Consider the following 26,128-nt stretch of genomic DNA (forward strand, 5'->3'; position numbering starts at 1 on the left):
TCGGTTCGAAGCCCGGTCCCGCCGCATGCCTCACGCGCTGTTGGAAAACCACTCAATAACGTGACAGTGCCGCATCGACTGCTTGATCGTTGCCGATTATCCAGTCCCGCAACGACCCATACGGGGGATCGGGCTGCTCAACGGCGTTTCGATGTCGAGGCCCTCAAACTTTATACACAGAATCTTCACGAAAATCACCAATTTCACACAACCTGCTCCCGGCTTTAAGGGTTTTTTACTTCGCATTCTGTGGGTCTAATACTCCAGTACGGTTTCGTGATCTACCCAGCGGATTCGTCGGCGGATCGTCGTCGGTAGTGACTGCGTCGGGCTGTTGCCTGGTGGCGTCTGCGCCAGGCGGACCAGTGCAGCAGCCTGGCCGCCGACACGGCCAGTGGGTTGAGGAGGGCGCCGAAGAGGCGGCGGATCTCCGGAACGGTCAACGCAATGGGGTCGCTGCTGCGGGCGAGCTGGTGCGGATCGGCGGTCCGCTTCGGCGGCGCTGCGCCGGCGGCGAGGGCGGTCAGGAAGGCCAGAGCGAGCATGGCGAGCGTGATGTGCCGGTGCCAGGAGGTCCAGTGCCTCACCTGGTAGTGGCCGAGTCCGACCTGACCCTTGGCGGCCTGGAAGCACTCCTCGACGCTCCAGCGGATGCCGGCGACGCGGACCAGTTCGGACAGGGCCACCTTTGTGGGTGACCAGCACAGGGAGAAGGCGAGTTCACCGGTAGTCCGGTTACGTCGGATGAGCAGGTGACGGTGGCAGTCGGTGCCGATGTGGATCCAGGCCCAGTCGTAGTACCGCGGGCTTTTCGCACCGTTTCTGGCGCTGTGGCGCTGCCAGGCCGTGGCGGGCAGGCGGCCGGCGACGGTGTCCGCGCGGACGGCGGTGCGGCCGTGGTTGATTCTCACCCGCATCGAGCAAGCGACGGCCAGCACGTAGCCGGTGCCGCGCGCCTCAAGGGCGGCGCGGAGCTGGGGGTCCTGGCCGTAGGCTTCGTCGCCGGTCACCCAGGACGCGGTGATCCCGGCGTCCAGCGCGGCGGCGATCATCTCCCCGGCCAGGCGGGGCTTGGTCGTGAACTGGGTGTCCTTGGGGATCCCGGCCGCGTGACGGCGTTCGGGATCGGAGCACCAGGACTGCTCGGGCAGGTAGAGCCGACGGTCGATCAGGGCCCGTCCACGGCGGGTGGCCAGGGCGAGGAACACGCCGACCTGGGAGTTTTCAATGCGTCCCGCGGTGCCGGTGTACTGCCGCTGCACACCGGCCGAGGCCCGGCCCTTCTTCAGAAAGCCGGTCTCGTCGACGACGAGAACGGCGCCGTCGGCGCCAAGGTGTTCGGCGGTGTACGCGCGCAGGTCGTCGCGGACCGCATCGGCGTCCCAGCGGGCGTAGCGCAGCAGGCGCTGCATCGGCCCGGGTCGGCTGTGGCCGGCCTGTTCGGCCAGCTGCCAGCAGTTCTTGCGCTCGACGTTCGACAGCAGCCCGAGCAGGTAGGCACGGGCCGCGGCCCGCGGCTCAACTCGTCCGAAGCGGCCCGCGATCCGGGCCATGACCTGGTCGAACATCGCCCACCAGCGGGCAGGGTCTACGCTATGGCCCGCGGCCACCGCACGATCTTCAGGAGTCCACACAACCCCGATGATCACGCGGTGGCCGTACCCGTTCCCAGCCGGGTCCGCGACAAGATCGCGAAACCAGACTGGAGTACTAGGCGCGCTCGGCCTGGTCCTCAATGCCATTGTGCTCTGGACCACCCGCTACATCGACGCCGCCGTCGCCCAGCTCCGGGATGAGGGTCACGAGATCCGCGAGGAGGACATCGCCCGGCTCTCCCCGCTCAAGCACCGCAACCTGAACCTGCTCGGCCGTTACAGCTTCACTGCCAGCGTTCCGGCCGCCGGCGCCCTGCGTCCGCTGCGCGACCCCGATACGCCCGAGCTGGACGAGGACGAAGAGGGCGAGGAGTGAGCGCGAGGGAGCTGCTCGGCGGCGTCATTTCTCGTCCGTGCCGGTTTCCGCGCTGATGGATGCCTGGTAGACCTCCGCGTAGGTAGGGGAGTCCTTGACCAGGTCGTCGCAGAACGCTGCAACGTCGGTGCCGATGAGTTCCACAACTCCCTTGCCTGCGGCGACGCCCTCTTCAAAGAAGTCGACGATCCCGGGGAGCAGGGGCCCGTCAGGCAGGCTGATCGGTCCGACCTTGAACAGGTACTTCTGCATCTCCTTGTAGACGATCTGGTAGTCCGGCGGGAGTGCCTTGACCCGAGCCACGTGCGCCCGCCACTGTTTCTTGCCTTCGATGATGTCCTGGATGCTCACGTCAGCCTCCCAGCCGGCTCAATTTCCTCGCGACGTTCCTGTTCAACTGCTCGCGCCACCGGTCGCGATAGGTCCGGGCCCCTGCTCCGCCGGCCAGCGCGGTGCAGAAGCCTTGGATGTCCTCGCCGAGCACCTCGTGGACGCTCTGGCCGTCCGCCGCTGCTACTTCGAGCAGCCCCAGGGCGGAGTCGAGGATCGGCATCAGGTTGCGACCGCTGAAGTCCCCGTAGGGGAAGAGGTGGGCGATGATCTGCCCCCACGCCGCCCGGTAGTCGTCCGGCAGGGCCTCGGCCCGGGCCTCGAACGCCTTCCATTCCCTGGTGAGATCGCTGCCTGTGACCTTCTCCCAGAAGTTCATCTCCCGCCCTTCTTGAGCCTGTCGATGCGTGATGAGAGGTACTGCCATTTCGCCCAGAACTTCGCGAGTTCCTCGCGTCCGGCGTCGTTGAGCGCGTAGAACTTGCGCGGCGGACCAACCCCGGAGGGTCGTTTCGTCACCTGGACGAGCCCGTTCCTCTCCAGCCGCAGCAAGATGGTGTACACCGTCCCCTCGATGACTTCGGCGAAGCCGAGCTCGTTCAATTGACGGGTGATGGCGTACCCGTAGGTTTCCTCGCTGCCGATGATTTCGAGCACGCACCCTTCGAGCGTGCCTTTCAACATCTCCGTCAGGTCGTCCATCGCCGGTGCTCCTCAGCCCTGTCGGTACTGCGTGATACCGAGTACCGCTATATGGTATCACCGAGTAGTGGAAGGCGGCAGTATCTCCGGTAGGCGTAACCCGGGACCGGTCGGCGAGGACCCGCACTCCATGGCGGCGACCACTCATCGGCCCGGCTCCGAAGTCAGCGGGGGCTCGTAGGCCATCACCGCAACGCCTCGATCCCCCAGGCTGTTTGTCGGCCAGCTTGCGCCTGTCGGGAAACGATCGTTTGACGACAGGCGGACGGGGCGTCCAATGAACCCGCGCAATCAGGGGGTTCGAGGCGGCCCAAATCCAATCAGATCCGATGGCGATTGCTGACAGGGTTTAACGACAGATAGGGTCCGATCCTCCGTACGGAAGGGACCCTTCAGTGGCGAACCTGGTCTACAAGCGGGTCTCGACCGACCAGCAGTCCACCGCCCGGCAGAACCTCGTCCTGGACGAGGCCGGCATCGAGGACCCGGTCGTCTTTGAGGAGGACGGCGGCACCTCCAGCCGCCTGCACCCGCTCCAGCGCCCGAAGTTCCGCGAACTGCTCACCTACGCGCGGCCGGGCGACACCGTGCACATCTCCGAGATGTTCCGCCTGGTGCGCGGCACCGGGCACATCCTCGACGTCCTCGACGTCCTCCACCGCGACCGCCTCGCCCTCCGCATCCACGACGGCGCGTTCTCCACGATGGACCTCACCGCTCGCCACCCTCGCACCGGCGAGCTGCTGTCCACCGTGAAGTTCATGGTGCAAACGCTCGCCGCCGCCGGCGAACTCCAGCGCGACCTCCAGCGGGATCTGACGTACGACGGGCTGCGGGCCGCCGAGGCCAAGGGCAGCAAGGGCGGACGCCGCCCGGCTGTGCCGGCCGACAAGACCGACGACGTGCGTATCGCCTACCTGGAAGGCCGCTCGATCGCCGCCCTTGCCCGCGAGCGTGGCGTCAGCCGCGGCGCCATCCGCACAGCCGTCGCCGACCTTCTGCCCGAGCACACCACCGACGGCCAGGAAAACGTCCCTGCCTCTGAGCTGTCAGCCACCCTCGACATGCCGGGCAAGGTCGCCGACTTCCTGCGCGCCGCCGAGCTGGAGCCCGCCGAACGCGCCGCGCTCGACCAGGGCGTCACCGTACGGGGCGGCCAAAGCTACACCCTGCGTGTCAGCACCACCCCGGCCGTCCACCGCCAGCTCCTTGCCCGCTGCCAACCCCTCGACGCCGCTCAGGGCACCCCGGCGGTCCCGGCACAGCGCAAGGCCCGCCGCGAGTACGAGAACCGCGTCACCACTCTCGGAACTCCGGCCTGACCAAGATCACCGGCTTAGCGTTAACCGCTGTACCGATGTTCCGAGCGCCGCCAATTGCACCGGATGCGAACTCGCGATGGTCTGTGATGCGACCTGGCAGGATGCCGGATTTATCGCCGTGACCAGGGTGATTGTGGTCCTGAAGCAGCACCTGACGCTACCGGGGCTCAGCTCGTGGTTGCCAGCTGTGTCACTCGTATGGATGGCTGGCCTGCGGATTTGCCGCCCTCTCGCATCGGATGCGGTTTTCTCGCACCTGATGCGAGTGACGGAGGGTGGCGGAATGGTGGGGTTCAGCGGGCCGGTGCCGGGGGCGGCGGGGCTGCATATGGTCGACGGAGCACCTCTGCTGCGGCCGGAGGAACAGGTCTTCGCGGCGATGCTGACAGGGTTCGCCAACCAGCAGCTCGCGCGGAATCTGGCCCGGACGACGGTGGAGGGCCGGGAGAACACGGTGAAGGCGTTTGCGGCCTACGTGAACGCCTACCCGTGGCTGTGGACGCCGGCGCTGGTCGACGAGTGGCTCGGTGACCTGCGCTCCCTGCGGGATCTGAAGCGCTCGACGATCCGCTCGTACTCCGAGGCCGTGCGGGCCTTCTGCCACTTCATTACCGATCCGCTCTACGAGTGGACGGCGACCTGCGAGAAGCGGTTCGGCACTCATCCGGTGCAGGTGGTGCACGAGTGGAACACCGCGGTGCACGTCCAGGACAACGAGGCGGACGCGAAGAAGCGCGCGTTCACGAAGGCCGAGCTGCACGCGTTCTTCGCGCACTGCGACGACGAGGTCGCCCGCATCCGGGCCTTCAGCCGCAAGGGCTGGCTGCCCGCATTCCGCGACGCGACGTTGTTCAAGACCGCCTACGCCTACGGACTGCGGCGCAATGAGACGCGGATGCTGGACGCCGCCGACTTCGGCCGCAACCCGCACGGACGCGAGTTCGGCGAGTGCGGCCGGTGCCAGGTCCGGTTCGGCAAGGCGAAGAAGGGCTCGCCGCCCAAGCGCCGCGGGGTGCTGACCGTGTTCGACTGGACCCCGGACGTCCTGGACGAGTGGTTCACCGAGGTCCGCCCGTTGTTCGACACCGACGACAACCCGGCGGCCTGGCCCTCCGAGCGGGGCATGCGGATCGGCTGCCAGCGGCTCAACTCCCGCTTCATCGCCTACCGCAAGGCCCTGGGCCTGGACGACGGACTCGACTTCCACTCCTTCCGAAGGTCCTACGTCACCCACCTCATCGAGGACGGCTGGGACCCGCGCTTCGTCCAGGAGCAGGTTGGCCACGAGCACGCCAGCACCACCTCTCTTTACACCTGCGTCTCCTTGGACTTTCGCACCCGCACCCTGCGGCGGCACCTGGACTCCACCATCGCCGCGGCCCTCCAGACCCAGACCGGGAGGCAAGCATGAAACGCAAGGTGGGATACACGTGGCGGCTGCGCGAGATCATGGCCCAGCAGCAGATCTTCACGGCTACCGAACTGGTGCCGCTGCTGCGCGAGCGGGGCATCGATCTGTCCGCCTCCCAGGTCCACCGCCTGGTCTCCGGCACCCCGGAACGTCTGTCGTTGCAGGTCATGGCCGCGCTCTGCGACATCCTGTCCTGCACCCCGGCCGACCTGGTGGCCACCACCGCCGAAAACGCCGGCGTCCGCAAGACCGCCACCGGAGACCTGCCCGCCCCGCCCGCGAACGTCGCAAAGCTGCGGCCCCGCGCCGCCCGCATCCTGCCCGACGCATGACCCGTTCCCACGCCACCGACGACCAGTACGAACGCTGGTACATGGCGGAGTGCTGCCGCTGCGGCCGCCGCAGACACAAGGCCGGCACCTGGCCGGACGGGTATGTCTGCCGGACCTGCTCGCACCGCGCCGTCCGGACAAGGGGCATCTGCCCGGGATGCGGCCGGGACCGTGCCCTTCCCGGGCTCCGCCCCAGTGACGGGGCTCCGATCTGCACTACCTGCGCCGGCTTCTCCCAGACCTTCGACTGCTCACGGTGCGGATTCGAGGGCAAGCTCCTGGGCGGGCGACTGTGTGAACGCTGCACGCTCACCGACCGCCTCACCGCGCTCCTGGACGACGGCACCAGTCATATCCGTCCCGCGCTGGTCCCGCTGTTCGACCTGCTGGTGGCGATGGACAAACCCAGGAGCGGGCTGGCCTGGCTGGAGATGCGCCGCGGCCAGCCGGGAAACGCCTCACAGTTGCCGCGGCGGCTCGGCCTCGGCCAGGTCCCGCTGACCCACGACGCCTTCCACGAGCTCCAGCCCTGGCGGGCCGCCGCTCATCTGGAAGAACTCCTGATGACCTGCGGAGTCCTGCCCGCGGTCGACAAGTATCTCTGTTCCTTCCAGCGCTGGCTTCCCGGGCACCTGGCCGACATCGCCGATCCCGAGCACGTCAAGACGATCAGACTCTTCGCGACCTGGCGCGTCCTTCCTCGGCTGCGGGCCCGCGCCGAGCGAAGCCACATCACCCCCAGCGTCCGACGGTTCGCCGCCGAGCAGATCAAGTACGCTACCGCCTTCCTGCAATGGCTCGGTGAGCGCAACAGCACCCTCGCGTCCTGCGGCCAGATCGACATCGACGCCTGGTACGCCGAGAACACCGAACACGGCCGCACCTGCCTGCGAGCCTTCCTCAACTGGGCCGTGCAGGGCCGCCACTGCCGACGCTCTCTTTCCATCCCCGCTATGAAGGTCTCCCGGCGGGCCGCACTGAGCGAGGACGAGCGCCTCGATGCCCTCGGCCGACTGCTGACCGACGCGGAGATTCCGATGCGTCTGCGTGTCGCAGGAGTCATCGTGCTCCTCTACGCGCAGCCCGTGAGCCGCATCGTCCGGCTCAGCGTCGACGACGTGATCCGCGTCGGCGAGACCGTGCTGCTGAGGCTCGGGGATCCAGCCTCGCCCGTTCCCGCACCGGTCGCTGACTTGCTGCTGGAGCACATCGCGAACCGCGACAACATGAACACCGCCACCAACCCGGCGTCCCGCTGGCTCTTCCCGGGCCGCCGAGCCGGCCAGCCGTCCCGCCCGGATCATCTGTCCGCGCTCCTGAACGAGGTCGGGGTCCCGGCCGCCGCTGCCCGCGGCACCGCCATCCGCCAGCAGCTCCTCGAACTGCCCGCCCCTGTCGCCGCGGACGCCCTCGGCTACCACGACAAAACCACCAGCCGCCTGATCAGAGAGACCGGCGGGACATGGAGCCGATACGCCGCCGGCGATCACACGGACGACCATGCACACGCCCAGACCTGTGCCCGCGGAACGTGAAGGCAGGCTGGTGCACCGACCTGCTAAGATCTCCGTCAGTAGTGAGCCTTCCTGGCCCGGATACAACATCCGCCCAGGGAGGCTTTTTTCATGGCCCCGGCGCCGCTTATCCGGAGACCAGCGCTCATCAAACAGGCGTCAGCCCCAAGCCTCGGTATCACCCGACCCGGGCATGCGGGGCGCGCGCCGGTTGGCCACCTCTGCAAAGGAGTCACGTGCCAGACGTATCCATTCGCCTCGCAGGCATCGCCGACCGCCCCGTAGTGGAGCGGCTATGGCTGATGTTCCGCCATGACATGTCGGAGTTCGACAGTCTGCTGCCCAACACTGACGGAACCTTCCGCAGCGACCGGCTCCACATGGCCTTCTCTGAGCCCGACTGGGCGCCATACCTCCTCACAAGCGGTGACAGCCCCGCTGGGTTCGCGTTCGTCCGCAGTCTGACCGCACCGACACGGGTGCTGAACAGCTTTTTCGTGGTGCGCGGCGCACGGCGGACAAGGATCGGGCTGCACGCTGTTCAGGAGATCGCGGCCAGACACCCAGGCTCGTGGGAAGTCGCGTTTCAGGATGCCAACATCGCCGCGGTGCACTTCTGGCGTCGCGTCGCCACGGAGATCGCCGACGACGCATGGACAGAGGAACGCAGACCGACACCAGGTCGGCCCGACCTGCCTCCTGACGTCTGGATCTCGTTCAACACCCCTGCGAAGACGCACGACTGAGCATCAAAGCGGGGAAGCCGCCGAGCACACTCGGCGGCACCGCCCACGCTGGCTGGGCAAGGCAATGGGGGTCACCGAGCTGCTTTCGCTACACACCGTCAACATCGCCCTCGCTGCACCCAAGAACTGGCGACAGTTGAATACGCGAGCCCACCAATACCGAGGCCGGTGACCCACACATGCCGTCCGCCGGCGGACCCGGAGGCGGCGACCACGTAGGTCAGCCCGGCCTCGTCGAGGGCGCGCAGCAGGGTGGCGAGGTCGGGGCCGACGTCGCCGAGCTTGGTGTCAAGGTCGAAGCAGAGCCTGCAGAAGCGGCCGTCCTCGTCGGCGAGGTAGACGGCGTACGGGCCCCGGGGGGCGGTCTGCGGCAGGGTCCGGTCGACGTAGGAGTGCAGCCATTCGCCATCGCCAGAGCGGCGGTCCACCCGGATGGAGGCGCGCGGGGACAGTTCCAGGAACAGGGCCTGGAAGTCGACCTGCGCGCTCTCGAACAGGGGCAGAACGCCGGTATGGGGGTTGTGAATCGGGGCAGATGACGGGCTGTGCACGCCCGGTTCCCCGGACACTCCGGGGGCGGGCATGAGCTGTCCGGCACCGTAGCTGTCCGCTACGATGGGAGGGCTCCTAACTCCATATGAACGCCGAAGCCCCCTCGCGCCGAGACGGCGGAGGGCTCCGAACGCGGCCAACCAGGTCGCTCTAGGGGTGCGCTTCTAGCTCCTTGTTGTTGGGACAACCCGCCCGACAGTCGCCGTGGAAAGCGTCTGTGGGGCTTGACTCACCTCCTCTGTTGCGGTGCGAGGGACTCGGTTGGAAGCCGGGTCGCTCTGGGGCCGTGGCGCTGGATGGGCGCCCTTGCAGGGTGCTGGTCGGCTGGGAGGCCGACCGTAATGCGATTTGCAGGTAAGACCGGGATTCAGCTCGCTGGGGAGTGATGCTGAGTCCCGTTTGTACGTCGGATGGGCGCCGCCCCGGTTGGATAGGCCGGGGCTTTTCGGCGCCCTCCGCGTTTTTCCGATCAGCCGGTCATGGGAAGTTCTCCCTGGCCTGGCTCACCGAAGGCTTCGCTGGCCCACACGGGACGGCCGCTCTGGTCGAGCTGGTCGCGCCGGATGAGTTCGGCGATGTACTTGCCCATCGACACCCCCGCAGCCTTGGCGTTGGAGTACGCGGCTGCGTGGACGTCGGCCGGAACCATCGGGGAGAGGCGCACGAGTCCGTGGCGCTTCTTGTCCTGCACAGGCGGGACGTACTCCCGCTCTTCTGCGTCTCGACTTCCGTAGGGCCTGGCCATGCTGGTGATCTTTCCTCACCGACGTTCATGTACGCAACCTTGATGCGGGTGTGTCGCCGGATTTCCCGTGTGGCGGGCGTTTAAGTTCCGGGCTCCCGCCACACGGGAAGTGACGGGCATTCAGGCAAAACGGGCCCATTGCAGCGTGAAGCACGCGAACAACGGGACCTGTTGGACTGGCCTTTGGCCGCGCCGCGACTTCACCCGATCCGGTCACTCGACGTCCCCTCCTCCGCTGCTCTGTGACGTCCTCTCAATTCCGTAGACGTATCGGCCTTCGGAATCGTTACAGGAAAGGGGACACCAGTTTTCGCACGTCAGGTGGTGTCCCCCCGGCGGGAAGGCAGGCGGGGTGTCTCCCGCTGGGCGTCCCATCTCCCGGGAGACGGCTGTCCGGGCCTGCGGCCCGACGGGCATGTCGGTGGCGTCCTCACAGTGAGGGGAACGTCGTCCGCTGGATTTTGTGACACCCCCGCTCGCGGCCGGGTTCGCTTAGTACTCCAGCAGCGGTTCGTGTCCTGAGCTGGTGGTTGTCGTTGTCCTGGTATGGAGGGGATGAGTGAAGCCGCTTGCTGGGCCGGCGAGTTGGAGTTGGTGTTCGCTCGGGTGGCGGGCAGGTTCACTCGGGCGGATCTGCGGTGGCGGATGCGGGACTACGTCCGTGGTCTGCTGGGGCGGGCGACACGCAAGAACGGCTGGCAGCTTGCGGAATGGGCAGGTCACCGCACTCCGGACGGCTTTCAGCGGCTGCTGAACAGCAGTGTCTGGGACGCGGACGCCCTGCGTGACGACGTCCGTGCCTACGTCGCCGAACGGCTCGGACCGGGCGGTGTGCTGATCATCGACGACACGGGATTCATCAAGAAGGGCACCACCTCAGCCGGGGTCAGTCGGCAGTACACCGGCACCTCAGGAAAGATCGACAACTGTCAGATCGGCGTGTTCGGCGCCTACGCCACCAGCTCAGGCCGGGCCTTGGTGGACCGGGAGCTCTACCTGCCCAAAGCCTGGACGTCCGACCGTGACCGCTGCCGGGCGGCCAAGATCCCCGACGGGCGAGGCTTTGCGACCAAGGGGGAACTGGCCCGGGACATCGTCCGCCGCTGCCTGGCCGCCGGCCTGCCGGCGTCGTGGGTGACCGCGGATGAGGCCTACGGGCAGGACTGGCACTTCCGCCGCCTGCTCGAGCAGACGGGCGTCGGCTACGTGGTGGCGGTGCCCAAGTCCCAGCAGATCAAGTCCCTGGCCGGCATCTGGCGCATCGACCATCTCATCGATGAAGCACCCGATGATGCCTGGCAGCGGCTGTCCTGCGGCGATGGGGCGAAGGGCCCGCGGATCTACGACTGGGCCGGGGCCAAGTTGCCCGCCAACATCATCTTCGATCCGGATCCGCCGACCCATCACCGGTGGGTGATGGCCCGCCGCAGCCTGTCCGACCCCGAAGATGTGGCCTACTACCTGGCCTACGCACCCGTGGGTGTCGAGATCGCCGAGCTGGTCCGCATCGCCGGCTCCCGCTGGGCGATCGAGGAGTGCTTCCAGGCCGCGAAGAACGAGTGCGGCCTGGACGAGTACGAAGTCCGCCGCTATGTCGGCTGGTATCGGCACATCACCCTGGCCATGCTCGCCCACGCCGTCTTGGCCGCACTCGCAGCACAAGCCCAGGCCGGCGGGGAGGCAAAGGGGGCTGCAGAAACGGATCAGCCACCGTCCCGCTCACCGTGGCAGAGATCCGGCGGCTCCTGGACACTCTCCTGCCCCACCCACGAGCCGACCGCGATCCCATCACCCACGCACTGAACTGGTCCGCCTGGAGAAGACACCGCCAGGCCATCGCCCGCCGCTGCCACTACCGAAAACGCACCTCAGGCCACGAACCGCTGCTGGAGTATTAGTACTCCAGCAGCGGTTCGTGTCCTGAGCTGGTGGTTGTCGTTGTCCTGGTATGGAGGGGATGAGTGAAGCCGCTTGCTGGGCCGGCGAGTTGGAGTTGGTGTTCGCTCGGGTGGCGGGCAGGTTCACTCGGGCGGATCTGCGGTGGCGGATGCGGGACTACGTCCGTGGTCTGCTGGGGCGGGCGACACGCAAGAACGGCTGGCAGCTTGCGGAATGGGCAGGTCACCGCACTCCGGACGGCTTTCAGCGGCTGCTGAACAGCAGTGTCTGGGACGCGGACGCCCTGCGTGACGACGTCCGTGCCTACGTCGCCGAACGGCTCGGACCGGGCGGTGTGCTGATCATCGACGACACGGGATTCATCAAGAAGGGCACCACCTCAGCCGGGGTCAGTCGGCAGTACACCGGCACCTCAGGAAAGATCGACAACTGTCAGATCGGCGTGTTCGCCGCCTACGCCACCAGCTCAGGCCGGGCCTTGGTGGACCGGGAGCTCTACCTGCCCAAAGCCTGGACGTCCGACCGTGACCGCTGCCGGGCGGCCAAGATCCCCGACGGGCGAGGCTTTGCGACCAAGGGGGAACTGGCCCGGGACATCGTCCGCCGCTGCCTGGCCGCCGGCCTGCCGGCGTCGTGGGTGACCGCGGATGAGGCCTACGGGCAGGACTGGCACTTCCGCCGCCTGCTCGAGCAGACGGGCGTCGGCTACGTGGTGGCGGTGCCCAAGTCCCAGCAGATCAAGTCCCTGGCCGGCATCTGGCGCATCGACCATCTCATCGATGAAGCACCCGATGATGCCTGGCAGCGGCTGTCCTGCGGCGATGGGGCGAAGGGCCCGCGGATCTACGACTGGGCCGGGGCCAAGTTGCCCGCCAACATCATCTTCGATCCGGATCCGCCGACCCATCACCGGTGGGTGATGGCCCGCCGCAGCCTGTCCGACCCCGAAGATGTGGCCTACTACCTGGCCTACGCACCCGTGGGTGTCGAGATCGCCGAGCTGGTCCGCATCGCCGGCTCCCGCTGGGCGATCGAGGAGTGCTTCCAGGCCGCGAAGAACGAGTGCGGCCTGGACGAGTACGAAGTCCGCCGCTATGTCGGCTGGTATCGGCACATCACCCTGGCCATGCTCGCCCACGCCGTCTTGGCCGCACTCGCAGCACAAGCCCAGGCCGGCGGGGAGGCAAAGGGGGCTGCAGAAACGGATCAGCCACCGTCCCGCTCACCGTGGCAGAGATCCGGCGGCTCCTGGACACTCTCCTGCCCCACCCACGAGCCGACCGCGATCCCATCACCCACGCACTGAACTGGTCCGCCTGGAGAAGACACCGCCAGGCCATCGCCCGCCGCTGCCACTACCGAAAACGCACCTCAGGCCACGAACCGCTGCTGGAGTATTAGAGGGTGTCTCACGTGGTGTGAGGTTGATGCGGCATGATGCCGTGCCATGGGTGTTGGTTTGTCGCAGCGGTTGGTTCCTGACGAACTCTGGTCGCTCGTGGCACCGTTGCTGCCTTCGTTCGCTTCCCGTCCGCAAGGCGGAGGCACGGCCCCGGTGGATGAGCGAGCGGTGTTCACGGCCGTGGTGTACGTGCTGACCAGCGGCTGCGCCTGGCGGCACCTGCCGGAGACGTTCGGCGTCTCACCGGCCACCGCCCACCGCCGGTTCTCCGCATGGACCAAGGACGGGCTGTGGCGGCGGCTGCACCAGGCCGTCCTGGACGAACTCGGCGCCCGCGGCGAGGTGGACTGGACCTCGGTGATCGTGGACGCCGCCTCCGTCCGGGCGAAAAAGGGGGATCGCTGACCGGGCGCAATCCGGTCGACCGGGGCAAGAAGGGCAGCAAGCTCCACGTCCTGTCCGACGCCCAGGGCCTCCCTCTCGCCCTTGGCGTCTCGGGGGCGAACGTCCATGACAGCCAGGCACTCCTGCCGCTGGTGCTGGGCATCCCCGCCGTCCGTTCCCGGCGCGGCCCTCGCAGACGCAGGCCCGGCAGGCTTCGCGCGGACAAGGCGTACCACTCCGCCGAGAGGCTGAGGTGGCTGCGTGAACGGGGCATCGTCCCGCGCATCGCCCGACCCGGCATCGAGTCCGGCGAGCGTCTCGGCCGGCACCGCTGGAAGATCGAACGGACGATCTCCTGGCTCTTCGGCTACCGCCGCCTGACCGTCCGCTACGAGCGCAAAGGCAGCCACTTCCTGGCCTTCCTCGGGCTCGCAGCGGTCCTGACCTGCTACAAGAAACTCGCAAAGATCGCCACGTGAGACAAGCTCTTAGTACTCCAGCAGCGGTTCGTGGCCTGAGGTGCGTTTTCGGTAGTGGCAGCGGCGGGCGATGGCCTGGCGGTGTCTTCTCCAGGCGGACCAGTTCAGTGCGTGGGTGATGGGATCGCGGTCGGCTCGTGGGTGGGGCAGGAGAGTGTCCAGGAGCCGCCGGATCTCTGCCACGGTGAGCGGGACGGTGGCTGATCCGTTTCTGCAGCCCCCTTTGCCTCCCCGCCGGCCTGGGCTTGTGCTGCGAGTGCGGCCAAGACGGCGTGGGCGAGCATGGCCAGGGTGATGTGCCGATACCAGCCGACATAGCGGCGGACTTCGTACTCGTCCAGGCCGCACTCGTTCTTCGCGGCCTGGAAGCACTCCTCGATCGCCCAGCGGGAGCCGGCGATGCGGACCAGCTCGGCGATCTCGACACCCACGGGTGCGTAGGCCAGGTAGTAGGCCACATCTTCGGGGTCGGACAGGCTGCGGCGGGCCATCACCCACCGGTGATGGGTCGGCGGATCCGGATCGAAGATGATGTTGGCGGGCAACTTGGCCCCGGCCCAGTCGTAGATCCGCGGGCCCTTCGCCCCATCGCCGCAGGACAGCCGCTGCCAGGCATCATCGGGTGCTTCATCGATGAGATGGTCGATGCGCCAGATGCCGGCCAGGGACTTGATCTGCTGGGACTTGGGCACCGCCACCACGTAGCCGACGCCCGTCTGCTCGAGCAGGCGGCGGAAGTGCCAGTCCTGCCCGTAGGCCTCATCCGCGGTCACCCACGACGCCGGCAGGCCGGCGGCCAGGCAGCGGCGGACGATGTCCCGGGCCAGTTCCCCCTTGGTCGCAAAGCCTCGCCCGTCGGGGATCTTGGCCGCCCGGCAGCGGTCACGGTCGGACGTCCAGGCTTTGGGCAGGTAGAGCTCCCGGTCCACCAAGGCCCGGCCTGAGCTGGTGGCGTAGGCGGCGAACACGCCGATCTGACAGTTGTCGATCTTTCCTGAGGTGCCGGTGTACTGCCGACTGACCCCGGCTGAGGTGGTGCCCTTCTTGATGAATCCCGTGTCGTCGATGATCAGCACACCGCCCGGTCCGAGCCGTTCGGCGACGTAGGCACGGACGTCGTCACGCAGGGCGTCCGCGTCCCAGACACTGCTGTTCAGCAGCCGCTGAAAGCCGTCCGGAGTGCGGTGACCTGCCCATTCCGCAAGCTGCCAGCCGTTCTTGCGTGTCGCCCGCCCCAGCAGACCACGGACGTAGTCCCGCATCCGCCACCGCAGATCCGCCCGAGTGAACCTGCCCGCCACCCGAGCGAACACCAACTCCAACTCGCCGGCCCAGCAAGCGGCTTCACTCATCCCCTCCATACCAGGACAACGACAACCACCAGCTCAGGACACGAACCGCTGCTGGAGTATTAGACCGTGTCCTATGTGGTGGTGGCTCGTTGAGCTGCGTATGGGGCGGGGTACGTGGAGTTGGATTGTTCCGGACGGGCTGTGGGAGATCGCGAGGCCGCTGATCCCGCCGTCAAAGGTGCGGCCGCAGGGTGGCGGGACGCAGGACACGCCTGATGAGACGCTGTTTGCCGCGATCATCTATGTGCTGGTCAGCGGCTGCGCCTGGCGGGCACTGCCACCGTGCTTCGGTATATCGAAGTCCACTGCGCATCGCCGTTTCGTGATCTGGTCGCGGGCCGGTGTGTGGGGCCGGCTCCATGAGGAGATCCTGCGCCGGCTCGACGACACGGACCTCCTCGATCTTTCCCGTGTCGTCCTCGACTCCGCCCACGTGAGGGCTAAAAAGGGGCGAACACACAGGTCCGAGTCCCGTGGACCGGGGCAAGCCGGGTTCCAAGATGCACATCCTGTCGGACGCGAAGGGACTGCCCCTTCTCGTCGGCGTCTCCGCGGCCAACGTCCACGACAGCCAGGCCCTGAAGCCCATGGTGCTCGGTCACCTAACGAGACACGACCCGCACAACGGCCGGTACTTCAAGCCCCAGCGCCTGCATGCCGACAAGGCATACGACGTCCCTGAGCTGCGGAAATGGGTACGCGGCAAGCGCATCGGCGTCCGCATCGCCCGCAAGGGCATCGAGTCCAGCGAACGGCTGGGCCGGCGTCGTTGGGTGATCGAACGGACCATGTCCTGGCTGACCGGCTACCGTCGGCTCAACCACCGCTACGAACGCAATCCCCGCAACTACCTGGCCTTTCTGGGGCTTGCCGCAGTCCTCTGCTGCTACAAGCGACTCCTCAAGCCCACCACATAGGACACGGTCTTAGCGCTGCGGGAGGTCGAGCAGCATGGCGTGGAAGAGCGGCGCGTCGGGGATGCGGGGACGCAGGTCCCCCAGCGTCTGCCAGCCCCACGACTGGTACAGGGCGTGGACTTTGGGGTGGTCCTGGTCGACCAGGAGCGTGGCACGCTCCTCGGGCCGGTCCTCGAGTAGCGCGTCGTGCAGCTGGCGGGCGGTGCCAGTCTTGCGCCACGGGACGCGCACCATCAGCTCGCTGAGCGCGTAGGTGCGGGTGCCAGTCTCCTCGACGACGTCGGCGGGCACCTCGGTGAGCAGTCCGCCCCACCACGGTGCGCCGGCCGGGAGCGGGGCGCCGTAGGCGTAGCCGACGGGCTGGTCCTGGTCGTAGCCGACCACGCACGTCCAGCCGTCCCGGCGGCTCCAGCCGTCCAGGCCCTGGGCGAACCGCTCGACGGTGGCGAACGGGTCGGTCTTGGCGGCCTCGGCGTACACCTCGGCGTAGACGTCGAGCAGCAGCTGGCGGATCTCGGCGGCCTGGTGGTGGTCGTAGTGCCGTATGGCGAGCGAGGTCACGGGCGGGGCTCCTAGTCGGTGAGGGTCCGGCGGACAGCGGCCAGCCGGTCGGTGATGCGGCGGCTGTCGAGGGAGGACGCGTCGATGCCGGAGACGGTGGCCGCGGCCTGCTCGCGCTCGCCCTGGGCCAGCTGCAGCTCGGCCAGCTGCACGGAGTAGTACGCCCGATTGCGGCGCATCCGCTCCGGGAGCAGGTCGAGGGCCTGAACGGTGGCGGCCTCGGCGCGGTCGTAGTGGCCCAGCGCCTGGTGGGCGATGGCGCCCAGCCCGGACAGCTCGGCCGGGTTGAGGAACGACAGCCACGTCGGCGCCGGCGCCGCGGTGTCGACCCGGTCGTACGCCTTCTCGGCGGCGAGCAGGGAACGGGCGGCCCCGGTGCGGTCGGCGGTGCGGGCCTGGCCGATGGCGAGGCGGGCGTGCAGCAGCGTGGCGATGTGCGGGTCCTGGCGGGCGCGGCGGTTGTCGAGGGCGGCCCGGGTGATCTGGACGGCCTCGCGGTGGCGTCCCTCCAGCCGGGCCTGCATGGCGAGGTTGGACCACGCGCGGGCAGTGGCGGAGGGATCGGCGGCGAGCAGGGCGCTCTGCAGGGAGGCGGTGTGGAGCAGGGTGGCCTGCTCGGCGTCGCCGCTGTCGTGGCACGCCCAACCGGCGGACGCGTACAGGCTGCTGATCGCGCCGTGCAGGGCGCGCTCGACGCGGTCGCCGTAGCTGCAGCCGTCGAGGGCCTCGCGCAGCCGGGCGATGTAGCCGGTGGACACGGAGATCAGCGGGCCCCCGCCGATGGAGAAGAAGTGGGCGTCCATGCGGCCGATGCGCTCGTGGACACGGTCGACGTCACTCATCGACAGGCGCCCGCTGGTGGGGGTCTGGTCGATGCCCAGCACGGCGGCGACGGTGGTGGCGGCGGACGCGGTGATGAACCTGCGGCGGTGCACGGCGGGCTCCTCCTCCTGCTGTGCCGGCCGCGGCGGACGGGGAAGGTTGGCGCTGGCCTTGCCACGCGGCACGAACCCCAGTGCCTGGGCCGGACGATCGAAGATCCGTTCCAGTGGCAGAAGGTACCGAGTCCACGGCCAGCGGACTTCCCCTGAGATCCACCGCCGGACATGCCGGTCGCCGCAATCGCCGGGCCTGCCGAAGATGTCCTCGGCCACCCGGTTCACCTCGTCGGCGAGGCCCTGGTGGGTGAAGTCGTACTCGTCGAGCAGCGCTTCGAGGATTGCGTTGCGCTGTCTGTCCATCGGGGCCCCCGGGGTGCTGTGCGTGCGCGAGACGGTAGTGCGGCGGCACCCCGCGCGTTGGCAAAACTGTCCGGTCTCTCGACGGGAAGTGCCCGCAATCCGGCCTGATCCCACCCGGATGTGTGGCGGTTGTCTGGGAGTACCGAGACGAACCGATCAGGGAGCCTCCCGTGCCGAACTCCTCCAGCGGCCGACGCCGTGTCACCTGGTCCTCGAAAGCCGATCCCGACGGGCGGGTGCGGGAACGGTGGCGCCGCGCGGACTGCCGTACGGATTGGGCGCACTGCGGCCGGGAGTGGGACGCGGTCGCGGTCGAGCTGCAGCGGGGCCTGGACGCGCTCGACGCGCTCGGCCTGGGGCTGCAGCGGGGCTACCCGGTGCTGGCGGACTACCTGACTAACCGGCTGTACGTGATGGTCGACCCGGGCACCGGGCACGTCTGCCGGGATGTCCCGGGCGTCCGCGTGCTGTCGGCGGGCTCGCAGGTCCTCGTCCCGGTCTCCGGTGCCGGCACCATCGCGGCGCACTGGGTCAGCCCTCCCCGGGCGTCGCGGCTCGTCGACTCCGGGAAGCTGGCGACCGCGCTGCTGCGCCTGGTCGACGTCGGCGCGGTCGCCTCGTGAGCGGGCACCAGGTGCTGAACGATCCCGACGTCGTCCTGGACGCCGAACTGCCCCTGGACCGAGAGCCGCACCAACTCCTCGTGCGGGCCGTGCTCGCGGTGACCGACCCGGCCGGGCTCGCGCCGGCGGACTGCTCGCAGATCGCGCTGCAGCTGACCGGGCACGCCCGACTCGTCGCGCGCGACGTCGAGCAGCTGGCCGGACAACTCCCGGAGCACGACGGGCGGCGCCTGTTCGCGGAGGACGTCCTGCGGTCGGCGCGGACACGGCTGGAGACACCGCTGGAGCCGACCCTGCGGTGCGTGCAGGGCCGGGCCCGCATCGTGCGCGACCTGTACGCCCGGCTCGACCGGCTGAACACGCCCCGGCCCGTCCCGGGCTGATCCTCTCCACGGCCTCGGCCCGTCGCTTCCCCCGTGAGCGCGGGCCTTCCCGGGCCCCGGTGGTGCAGAAGAGCTAAGGCGGCTCTGCACCACCGGGGCCCCTCTCGTACGCACGCGCGCCCGCGCGTGGACCTGCGCAAGTAGCGCAAGAACCCGTCGATATGCCCGGTTCGGAACGGCGAGACCAGCCCGCACGCGCGCGCGTAGGACGGTCTCATAGGTTCCACGGGCGTACCTTCTCGGCCCTGTTCTCCCGAAGCTGCCACGAAGTGACAAGTAGCTCTCTGTAGCGGGTCTGGGGTCTGCTTGTCAGAGTTTTGGATCTTCTGGGCTCATCGAGCGCCGCGGAGGCTGAGCAGGTCCTGCGGCGTTTCACCCGCGGCGGCCCGAAGCACCCGACGTACCGGGCGATCGAGGAACTTGGGCGTGCGGTGCGTACGGCGTTCATCTGCGACTACCTCGCCGACGCGGACCTGCGGCGCGAGATCAATGACGGGCTCCAGGTCGTGGAGAACTGGAACTCCGCCAACCACGACCTGTTCTACGGCAAGGACGGCGACCTGACCGGCTCCGACAAGGAGAGCCAGGAGGTCTCCATGCTCGCCCTGCACCTGCTCCAGTCGGCGTTGGTGCACGTCAACACCCTGCTCCTCCAGGACATCCTGAGTGAGGAGAAGTGGCAGAAGCGGCTTACCGACGCCGACCGGCGGGCTCTGTCCCCGCTGTTCTGGACCCACGTGAACCCTTACGGCCGGTTCGAGCTGGACATGAACTCCCACCTCGCCCTTGCCGCCATCGTCATCTAGGGGGTGGCACCTCTTTCCGCTGCTCAGGTGGCTGATCAAGGGTGCAGGCAAGTTCGGCAAGTACGACTTGTCATGCCCGAGCAACGTGGTTCGGCCGAACCACGTCAGGGCCCCTGTTCGAACGTTCGGTCACCTGCAAAATCCTCCACGTCGACCGCACCCCCGTCCTCAACTGACCGCAATGAGGCACCCCAGAACCAGCCGTAGGGCCGCCCCCGCAGATCACTGCGGGGGCGGCCCTACGGCTGGCATCCTGGCAGACAGCATCCAACGACCCAGAGGGGGAAACGGAACCTTGACCGTGACCGTGGACATACCCGACCACATACGCGACCTCTGTGCCCACCTCGGAGACGGTGTCCCATACGCGGTCAAGGTCCTCGCTCGGCAGCTGGCCGACGACCCCCGTCTGGGCAAGCGCACCGGCAGGCTCGGCCTGTACGCTGCGACGATCGACGGCGACACCTTCGATGACTGCCCGCCCCTGACCGTGCGCTACGCCTACGGCCCGCCCCTGATGGCGGAGGGGCAGCTCCAGATCCGTGACGTCGAAGCCACCGGACCGCTCCCCGCCACCAGCGATACCGACGACGGCCAGGCCCCCGATCCGCGCCTGGAGCAGATCGCCGTACGGCAGGTGACCGGGGCGTGGCAGCGAATTACCTCATGGCTTGAGCAGAACGCGCCGGCCTCGCACGAGGCGCTGCTGCCCGCCGCGGCCGAGCAGGACATCGACGCCCTGGTGCAGCAGCTGGGCGTGCGTGTGCCGGTGGAACTGCGGGCGCTGTGGCTGCTGTGCGCGGGCAACCAGGACATCCCGGATGCCGGCTTCTTCCCCGATCACGGGTGGGCGTTGATGCCGTTGGACTCGGTTTGTGCGGTCTACCGGCGGCAATCGCGCTGGCAGCAGGACCACGACGATGCGGAGTCGTGGATGTGGAAGCCGTCCTGGATCCCGTTCTGCTCGTGGTCGGTGACCGACACCAGCTACGGCCTGTTCGTCGACGCGGAGACGGGCGAGGTTGGGCACTGGGACGACACGGCCGTGCGCACCGTCGAGGACAAGTCGCTGACGATGCTGCTGGAGGAGATCGCCGACAAGCTGGAGAATCCGCAGCTGGCCACCGGATACCGCCCCGGTCTGATCGGGGAAAGGCTGGTGTGGGGTCCGCCGGTCGCGGCGGACGAGGCCGCCCTGTGGCGGCCGTTCACTGGCTGACGCGAGAGAAGGGGCGGACAGGCAGTTGCCTGTCCGCCCCTTCGTGCTTCCTGGGGTCAGGTGGTGCTTACACCTTGCGCCAGGTGCAGGTCACTGCCACGCCCGAGCAGTGGTTGAACCCCGGGGTGTCGATGAAGAATCCGTCCCCGTCGGTCAGCCGCCAGACCGACGGTTGGAGCTTGTGGAATGCGCCCTGGTTCTGCGCCGAGTCGATCGCCGCCCGGCCGCAGCGCTCCGTACCTGTCGGGCCGTTGGTCGCGACGCGGGTGTCCGCGAGAAGACCGAACGACGTCGACCCGTCACCGACCCCGTTGAACACCCAGTCGGTGTACAACTGGGCGCACTGGTTGCCGCTGGTGACCTGGTTGACCCCGCCAGGGAACCCGCCGGACTCGTGCGTGGACGCGGGCGCGTACTCGTCGCAGTCGGTGGTGCCGACGATGCTGTCCGCAGGGTGCTTGGTCCACGTGCTGGGGCACACCACCTTGCGGCTGTCGTCCGAGGACCAGGGCGCCCCCGTGGACGGGTTCTTCACCGTGGTGTCCGGACCCAGGTAGTGCACCAGACTGTCCCATTTCTTGGAGCCGGCATGGTCGGGCATCCGCTCCTGCATCAGCCAGTAGTAGCCACCCGCCGCCGGGTAGAGGTTGGTGTCCAGGGTGAACGTCGGCTTGAAGAACGGCAGCACGCAGCCTGGGGTGACCGCGCCGCGGGTGATGTCGTCGCACCGCGGGGCGAGTTCCCGCACGGAGGCGACACCGCTGGTGCCGAAGTCTGCCGTCGCGTCGACGGAGTTGCTGGCATCGACGGTCGCGGTGATCGACCAGTCCAGATCGATCTGCTCCTTGCCGGTGCCGAGCCAGCGGGTCACCACGGTGCCCCACATGCTGCGGTAGTCCTGGAGCGGGTCGTAGTCCCAGTGCGCGCCGTTGACGGGGTTGGCGCCGTCGTCGGTCCACTGGATCGGCGCCACGTCGCACGCCGAGCACGACGAGTCGATGTCCCACCGCATCGTGACGCCTTCCAGTGCGGGGTTGATGTAGGTGGGGGCGATCACGAGCTGCTGGTCGAACTCGGCGAAGTCGCTGCCGGATTCGGTCTTGTTGCGGTAGGTCTTCATCCGCTGCTCGAACAGGAACGTGCCCCTGCCGATGGCCGGCTTCTGCGGGTCGGAGTCGAAGAACCACAGCTCGCCCTCGCCCAGAGTTTTCAGGCAGGCTTCGGTGCGGTTCATGTAGTCCAGGCCCTCGGCGGCGTTGGTGCACCAGTCGACCAGGTCGACCGCATCGTTACCGCCCGGCGTCGACATGATCCCCGCCGACTCGGCCGACTTGGCGGTGAACGTCTGCTTGGTCTCCCGGGTCTTTCCGGACTTCGGCGGAGCCTGCACGGACTTGGCCTTGTCCCGTTTGACCATGCGGAAGCACACCGTGCGGTCAGCCTTGTCCTGCTTGGAGCAGTCGTCCTTGTCGAAGTCCGCCAGCGTCGGCGACGGCTGTTCCGTGGCCGTGGACGTCGCGGTGGCGGAGCCGTCCGGGTCGGTGCGGGTGAACTCCACCGTGGTCTGTGCGGTCGAGTCGATTCCCGAGGTGGACTGTGCGACGGGGAACGTCACGTAGGGCTCGATGCGGAACTTCGCCCATGGGGACCAGGTGTTTTCGTACAGGCTGCCGTCGTAGGCGTTGGTGTGCACCAGGTAGGTGGTGCGCGGCTTCAGCCGGCCGTAGTCGACCTTGACCGACGCCGTGCTGCCGGACGCCACATACGGGGACACCAGCACCCCGTACGAGTTGGCGTCGGTCAGCTTGACCTTGGTGCCCGGCGTGCCGTCGGCGTTGGCCGTCCACACTTCGAATGTCAGGGTCGACTTCTCCCCGTCGGCGTCGGTGACGGTGTTGCGCAGCACGACCTCGGGGGCGACGACCCGCCATGTGTCACCGGACTTGGTGAACTTCGGGCCGGCGGACGGGTTACTTCCCGACACCGGACGCGACCCTGCCGTGATGGACATCTCCGCTTCCGGTCCGTGGACCTTCGGCGGCGCGGCCAGCGGACCAGGCCCCTTCGGTGAACCGGCGGCGGAAGCCGTTCCCGCCCCGGCCAGAACAGCAAGGACGGCGCCAGCTGCCATGCAGCGCAGCGCCGCCGTTATACGTGTGCGTCTCAACGATCCTCCACTAATGGCACGAACGTTCGACGCAACCCCATCACGCGCAACTCCCGTAGGACAGAGGAAAGATCGCCATCCTGAGCGCGCGACGCTCGTACGGTCGGCCCCGCCGCCATCCTCGGATGGACTGTCACGGCGGCACCCCGGAAGCAGCCGTAGGGCCCCGCAGCAATCTGACCTTGTTGGTTAATTCCTTCGGGCCTCGGCGACCCGGCGGCGGACAGTAGCTGGCCCGCGTCCGGTGGGAGGGCGCGATGGCGTGGGACGCGGTTTGGCGCGGGCTGTGGTCGGTCAAGCGCGGCGCTACCCCAACCAGCGCTCGGCGACCCGCATGACGCCGACGTCGACGCGCGGCTCCTCGTTGCGGAGCTGGAACAGATGGCGGCGACACCGTCGTCCGCCCCGTGGTGATCCACCCCGCCCGCGAGCAAGGGCCAGAGCTGGGGGTTGAGGAACAACCGTGTCAGATCGTGCGGCAGCGGTCCGGCGGCGCGATACCACAGATAACAGGGCTGCTTCACGTGCCGCCCGCGGCTCGTTCGGACAGGTGGCGCCCCGTACTGCCACAGATAACGGCGCATTATCCGTGGGACAACTTCCGACCGGTCCCGCCGCCGGCACCCCGTCGGCCGCCCACCAGGGCCGACGAACGCTTAGCGCACGATCTGACACGGATGTTCCTCAGACCCCGCGTTCCTGCCGACGGCTTTTGACAGTCTGCTCAGATCACCGGTGGACTCAACACGCCTGGTGCCGGGCTGCCACCGGTTTCGGCACGGCTGCCTGAACCGGCCACGAGCGAGTCGGCACTATGAAGCCCACGGGGAACGATCTCGATATTCCCATGCTGCTATACCGAACGAATGACACAGTGCCAGGCATGGTGACATCCCCACTTCTGCGACAGCTCGCCCGCACCCGCCGCTTCACCCTCGGCGCACCCACCCGTTTCACCGTGGCGCCGGACAATACCTGTGTCCTGTTCCTGCGGAGCCGGGCCGGGGACGATCCGGTCGGGTGCCTGTGGACGCTCGACCTGGCGACCGGCGCGGAGCGACTGCTGGCTGACCCCGCCGGGCTGCTCGGCGACGCGACCGATGAGGTGCCGGAGGAGGAGCGCATCCGGCGCGAGCGCGCCCGGCAGCAGGCCGCCGGGATCACCGACTACGCCACCGACACAGCCGCCCAGGTGGCCACGTTCGCCCTCTCCGGGCAGCTGTGGGTGGTGGATACCGGCTCCGGCGCTGTCCGGCAACTACCCGCCCGGCAGCCGGTGGTGGACCCGCGCCCGTCCCCGGACGGCCGGAACATCGCCTACGTCTCCGGCGGCGCGCTCCGGGTGATCAGCGCCGACGGCAGTGGCGACCGAGCGGTGGCCGCGCCCGAGCCGGCGGAAGGTCCGGACGTCTTCTTCGGCCTGCCGGAGCATGTCGCGAGCGAGTCGATGGGCCGCTACCGGGCGTACTGGTGGGCACCGGACGGAGAGCGGCTGCTGACCACCCGGGTGGACAACCGGAAGGTTGGGCTGTGGTACATCACCGATCCGGCCGACCCCGCCAAGCCGCCGCGCACCATGCGCTACCCACGGGTCGGCACCGCCAACGCCGAGGTCACGCTCTGGATCGCCGATCTGGCGGGCAACCACACCGAGATCCGCTGGGACCGGGCCGGCTTCGAGTACCTGCCCGCGGCCGGCTGGGACGGGCACGGTCCGTTCGCCGCCGTACTCAGCCGCGACCAGCGCACGCTCCAGGTACTGGCCATCGACCCGGCAGACGGTACGACCAGCCTCCTGGCCGAGCGGCACGATGAGCGCTGGGTGGAGCTGCTGGTGCCCGGAGTGCCCGCGCGGACAGACACCGGCCTGCTCGTCGACTACCTCGACCGGGACGAGACCCGGCACCTGAGCATCGACGGCACGCCGGTCACACCGGACGGCCTGCAGCTGCACGAGGTGCTCGCGGTGGACGGCGAGACGGTGCTTTTCACAGCGTCCGCAGAACCCACCGAGCGCCATGTGTGGAGGTACCGTCCGGGCCAGGGCATACACCGGCTGACCGAGCAGCCGGGGGTGCACTCCGGCGCATTCTGCGGCAGCACGTTCGTACACACCACGCGCACGCTGGATCTGCCGGGCTCGCACACCACCGTGCACCGCCTGACCGAGGACGGCCGACCGGAACCGGACGGCCCCGCGCCCGTCGAAATCAGCTCGCACGCCCAACGCCCGCTGCTGCAACTGCGTGTCGAATCCGCCGCCGTCGGGCCCCGCGAACTGCGCACACACCTCTTCCTGCCGTCCTGGCACAAGGCCGGTGACGCCCAGCTACCGGTGCTGGTCGACCCCTACGGCGGCCCCGCAATGCAGAAGGTGATGGCCGAACAGACCTCTCACACCCTCGTCTCGCAGTGGTTCGCGGAACAGGGCTTCGCGGTGCTGGTGACGGACGGCGCCGGCACGCCCGGACGCGGGCCACGCTGGGAGAAGGAGATCTACGGCGACCTGATCGGCCCGACCCTGGACGACCAGGTCGCCGCGCTGCACGCGACCGCCGAGCGCCACCCGGAGCTTGATCTCGACAGGGTCGGCATCCGCGGCTGGTCGTTCAGCGGGACGCTGGCCGCCGCCGCGGTGCTGCGCCGACCCGACACCTTCCACGCCGCAGTGGCCGGCGCCCCTCTCACCGACCAGCATCTCTACGACGCCTGCTGGAAAGAACGCTTCCTCGGTCTGCCCGACCAATACCCGGAGCACTATGAGCTGTCCTCGCTTCTTGCCGACGCTCCAAAGCTCAGCCGCCCGCTGCTGCTGATGCACGGACTGGCAGACGACAACGCCTTCGTGGCCAATACGCTGCAACTCTCCAGCGCTCTGCTGGCCGCGGGGAAGCCGCACGAGGTGCTGCCGCTCAGCGGGATGACACATGCCGCACCGACCAACGACACGTTCGCCCGGCTACTGGGGCACCAACTGGAATTCCTCCAGCGGCACCTGGTCGGCCGCCCCACCACGGTGCCCTGCTAGGCCCGATACTCCCGAAGCTACGGGCAGGTGCCAACTGGCACC

25 protein-coding genes are annotated in these 26,128 nt (G+C 68.3%); 15 read left to right on the plus strand and 10 right to left on the minus strand.

The features are described from left to right. Positions 1 to 281 precede the first annotated feature (281 nt). Positions 282 to 1,553 (minus strand): IS701 family transposase, encoded by a 1,272-nt coding sequence (locus QQY24_RS34025; protein WP_301976875.1) that lies wholly within the window; start codon positions 1,551 to 1,553, stop codon positions 282 to 284. An 88-nt stretch (positions 1,554 to 1,641) separates the two neighbouring features. On the opposite strand from QQY24_RS34025, the gene QQY24_RS34030 reads away from it, so the two are divergent. Continuing rightward, complete coding sequence (locus QQY24_RS34030) at positions 1,642 to 1,971, plus strand: Tn3 family transposase (protein WP_301976774.1); 330 nt, start codon at positions 1,642 to 1,644, stop codon at positions 1,969 to 1,971. Between the two features lie 24 nt (positions 1,972 to 1,995). Here QQY24_RS34030 and QQY24_RS34035 read toward each other — a convergent pair whose 3' ends face one another. Genes QQY24_RS34035 through QQY24_RS34045 form a run of 3 tightly spaced genes read right to left on the minus strand, consistent with a single transcriptional unit; the run spans position 1,996 to position 3,003 of the window. Next, positions 1,996 to 2,322, minus strand: a complete 327-nt coding sequence (locus QQY24_RS34035; RefSeq protein WP_301976775.1) for a DUF1048 domain-containing protein — start codon at positions 2,320 to 2,322, stop codon at positions 1,996 to 1,998. A 1-nt stretch (position 2,323) separates the two neighbouring features. Then, on the minus strand, positions 2,324 to 2,680 hold the full coding sequence (locus QQY24_RS34040) for a DUF1048 domain-containing protein (RefSeq protein ID WP_301976777.1): 357 nt from the start codon (positions 2,678 to 2,680) through the stop codon (positions 2,324 to 2,326). Further along, a complete protein-coding gene (locus tag QQY24_RS34045; RefSeq protein WP_301976778.1) occupies positions 2,677 to 3,003 on the minus strand; it encodes a PadR family transcriptional regulator in 327 nt (108 codons plus the stop codon). Before QQY24_RS34045 ends, QQY24_RS34040 begins: the two co-directional genes overlap by 4 nt. 395 nt (positions 3,004 to 3,398) lie before the next feature. Here QQY24_RS34045 and QQY24_RS34050 point away from each other — a divergent pair, with 395 nt between their 5' ends. The 5 genes from QQY24_RS34050 to QQY24_RS34070 all read left to right on the plus strand — a co-directional run bounded on the left by QQY24_RS34050 (position 3,399) and on the right by QQY24_RS34070 (position 8,328). Then, a complete protein-coding gene (locus QQY24_RS34050; protein WP_301976780.1) occupies positions 3,399 to 4,325 on the plus strand; it encodes a recombinase family protein in 927 nt (308 codons plus the stop codon). A gap of 283 nt (positions 4,326 to 4,608) precedes the next feature. After that, the gene (locus QQY24_RS34055; protein ID WP_301976703.1) at positions 4,609 to 5,736 is read left to right on the plus strand and encodes a site-specific integrase; all 1,128 of its coding nucleotides are present in this window, start codon (positions 4,609 to 4,611) and stop codon (positions 5,734 to 5,736) included. After that, a complete protein-coding gene (locus QQY24_RS34060) occupies positions 5,733 to 6,068 on the plus strand; it encodes a helix-turn-helix transcriptional regulator (protein ID WP_301976702.1) in 336 nt (111 codons plus the stop codon). The genes QQY24_RS34055 and QQY24_RS34060 overlap by 4 nt, the downstream gene beginning before the upstream one ends. After that, positions 6,065 to 7,603 carry a hypothetical protein gene (locus tag QQY24_RS34065; protein ID WP_301976781.1) on the plus strand — a complete coding sequence of 513 codons (1,539 nt, stop codon included), beginning with the start codon at positions 6,065 to 6,067 and terminating at the stop codon, positions 7,601 to 7,603. Before QQY24_RS34060 ends, QQY24_RS34065 begins: the two co-directional genes overlap by 4 nt. Before the next feature lie 215 nt (positions 7,604 to 7,818). Beyond that, a complete protein-coding gene (locus tag QQY24_RS34070) occupies positions 7,819 to 8,328 on the plus strand; it encodes a GNAT family N-acetyltransferase (protein WP_301976700.1) in 510 nt (169 codons plus the stop codon). Between the two features lie 98 nt (positions 8,329 to 8,426). Here the strand turns inward: QQY24_RS34070 and QQY24_RS34075 are convergent, their stop codons facing one another. Together QQY24_RS34075 and QQY24_RS34080 are read right to left on the minus strand one after the other, a co-directional pair. After that, a complete protein-coding gene (locus QQY24_RS34075) occupies positions 8,427 to 8,912 on the minus strand; it encodes a hypothetical protein (protein ID WP_301976782.1) in 486 nt (161 codons plus the stop codon). A gap of 437 nt (positions 8,913 to 9,349) precedes the next feature. Continuing rightward, positions 9,350 to 9,571, minus strand: a complete 222-nt coding sequence (locus QQY24_RS34080) for a hypothetical protein (protein ID WP_301976783.1) — start codon at positions 9,569 to 9,571, stop codon at positions 9,350 to 9,352. Between the two features lie 600 nt (positions 9,572 to 10,171). Here QQY24_RS34080 and QQY24_RS34085 point away from each other — a divergent pair. From QQY24_RS34085 to QQY24_RS34095, 3 genes are all read left to right on the plus strand, one after another. Further along, positions 10,172 to 11,428, plus strand: a complete 1,257-nt coding sequence (locus QQY24_RS34085) for an IS701 family transposase (protein ID WP_301970740.1) — start codon at positions 10,172 to 10,174, stop codon at positions 11,426 to 11,428. A 145-nt stretch (positions 11,429 to 11,573) separates the two neighbouring features. Then, positions 11,574 to 12,830 carry an IS701 family transposase gene (locus QQY24_RS34090; protein ID WP_301970644.1) on the plus strand — a complete coding sequence of 419 codons (1,257 nt, stop codon included), beginning with the start codon at positions 11,574 to 11,576 and terminating at the stop codon, positions 12,828 to 12,830. Positions 12,831 to 12,983: 153 nt separating this feature from the next. Next, a protein-coding gene (locus QQY24_RS34095; RefSeq protein WP_301976102.1) for an IS5 family transposase occupies positions 12,984 to 13,789 on the plus strand; the annotation gives its coding sequence in 2 pieces (ribosomal slippage) (positions 12,984 to 13,329 and positions 13,329 to 13,789; 807 coding nt in all). A gap of 104 nt (positions 13,790 to 13,893) precedes the next feature. On the opposite strand, the gene QQY24_RS34100 is transcribed toward QQY24_RS34095, so the two are convergent. Then, positions 13,894 to 15,150, minus strand: coding sequence for an IS701 family transposase (locus QQY24_RS34100; protein ID WP_301970644.1), 1,257 nt, complete (start codon positions 15,148 to 15,150; stop codon positions 13,894 to 13,896). 91 nt (positions 15,151 to 15,241) lie between these two features. Here QQY24_RS34100 and QQY24_RS34105 point away from each other — a divergent pair. Continuing rightward, positions 15,242 to 16,058 (plus strand): IS5 family transposase gene (locus QQY24_RS34105; RefSeq protein ID WP_301976879.1). Its coding sequence is split into 2 segments (ribosomal slippage): positions 15,242 to 15,591 and positions 15,590 to 16,058, totalling 819 coding nucleotides; the frame shifts between segments, so codons are not numbered across the junction. Positions 16,059 to 16,067: 9 nt separating this feature from the next. Here QQY24_RS34105 and QQY24_RS34110 read toward each other — a convergent pair. Both QQY24_RS34110 and QQY24_RS34115 read right to left on the minus strand, forming a co-directional pair. Beyond that, positions 16,068 to 16,619, minus strand: a complete 552-nt coding sequence (locus QQY24_RS34110; protein WP_301976784.1) for a GNAT family N-acetyltransferase — start codon at positions 16,617 to 16,619, stop codon at positions 16,068 to 16,070. A gap of 11 nt (positions 16,620 to 16,630) precedes the next feature. After that, positions 16,631 to 17,860 (minus strand): twin-arginine translocation signal domain-containing protein, encoded by a 1,230-nt coding sequence (locus QQY24_RS34115; RefSeq protein ID WP_301976786.1) that lies wholly within the window; start codon positions 17,858 to 17,860, stop codon positions 16,631 to 16,633. A 170-nt stretch (positions 17,861 to 18,030) separates the two neighbouring features. On the opposite strand from QQY24_RS34115, the gene QQY24_RS34120 reads away from it, so the two are divergent. From QQY24_RS34120 to QQY24_RS34135, 4 genes are all read left to right on the plus strand, one after another. After that, positions 18,031 to 18,483 (plus strand): hypothetical protein, encoded by a 453-nt coding sequence (locus QQY24_RS34120; protein WP_301976787.1) that lies wholly within the window; start codon positions 18,031 to 18,033, stop codon positions 18,481 to 18,483. Continuing rightward, entirely contained in the window at positions 18,480 to 18,866 is a 387-nt protein-coding gene (locus QQY24_RS34125; RefSeq protein ID WP_301976788.1) for a DUF6415 family natural product biosynthesis protein, read from the plus strand. Before QQY24_RS34120 ends, QQY24_RS34125 begins: the two co-directional genes overlap by 4 nt. 317 nt (positions 18,867 to 19,183) lie before the next feature. Beyond that, the gene (locus tag QQY24_RS34130; protein WP_301976789.1) at positions 19,184 to 19,672 is read left to right on the plus strand and encodes a Tn3 family transposase; all 489 of its coding nucleotides are present in this window, start codon (positions 19,184 to 19,186) and stop codon (positions 19,670 to 19,672) included. Between the two features lie 301 nt (positions 19,673 to 19,973). After that, positions 19,974 to 20,891, plus strand: coding sequence for an SMI1/KNR4 family protein (locus QQY24_RS34135; RefSeq protein WP_301976790.1), 918 nt, complete (start codon positions 19,974 to 19,976; stop codon positions 20,889 to 20,891). A gap of 67 nt (positions 20,892 to 20,958) precedes the next feature. Here QQY24_RS34135 and QQY24_RS34140 read toward each other — a convergent pair whose 3' ends face one another. Beyond that, positions 20,959 to 22,902 carry a hypothetical protein gene (locus tag QQY24_RS34140; RefSeq protein WP_301976792.1) on the minus strand — a complete coding sequence of 648 codons (1,944 nt, stop codon included), beginning with the start codon at positions 22,900 to 22,902 and terminating at the stop codon, positions 20,959 to 20,961. Between the two features lie 1,039 nt (positions 22,903 to 23,941). Here QQY24_RS34140 and QQY24_RS34145 point away from each other — a divergent pair. Continuing rightward, a complete protein-coding gene (locus QQY24_RS34145; RefSeq protein ID WP_301976793.1) occupies positions 23,942 to 26,086 on the plus strand; it encodes a DPP IV N-terminal domain-containing protein in 2,145 nt (714 codons plus the stop codon). Positions 26,087 to 26,128 lie beyond the last annotated feature (42 nt).

The sequence above is a fragment of the Streptomyces sp. TG1A-8 genome, from assembly GCF_030499535.1.
Lineage (GTDB): Bacteria > Actinomycetota > Actinomycetes > Streptomycetales > Streptomycetaceae > Streptomyces.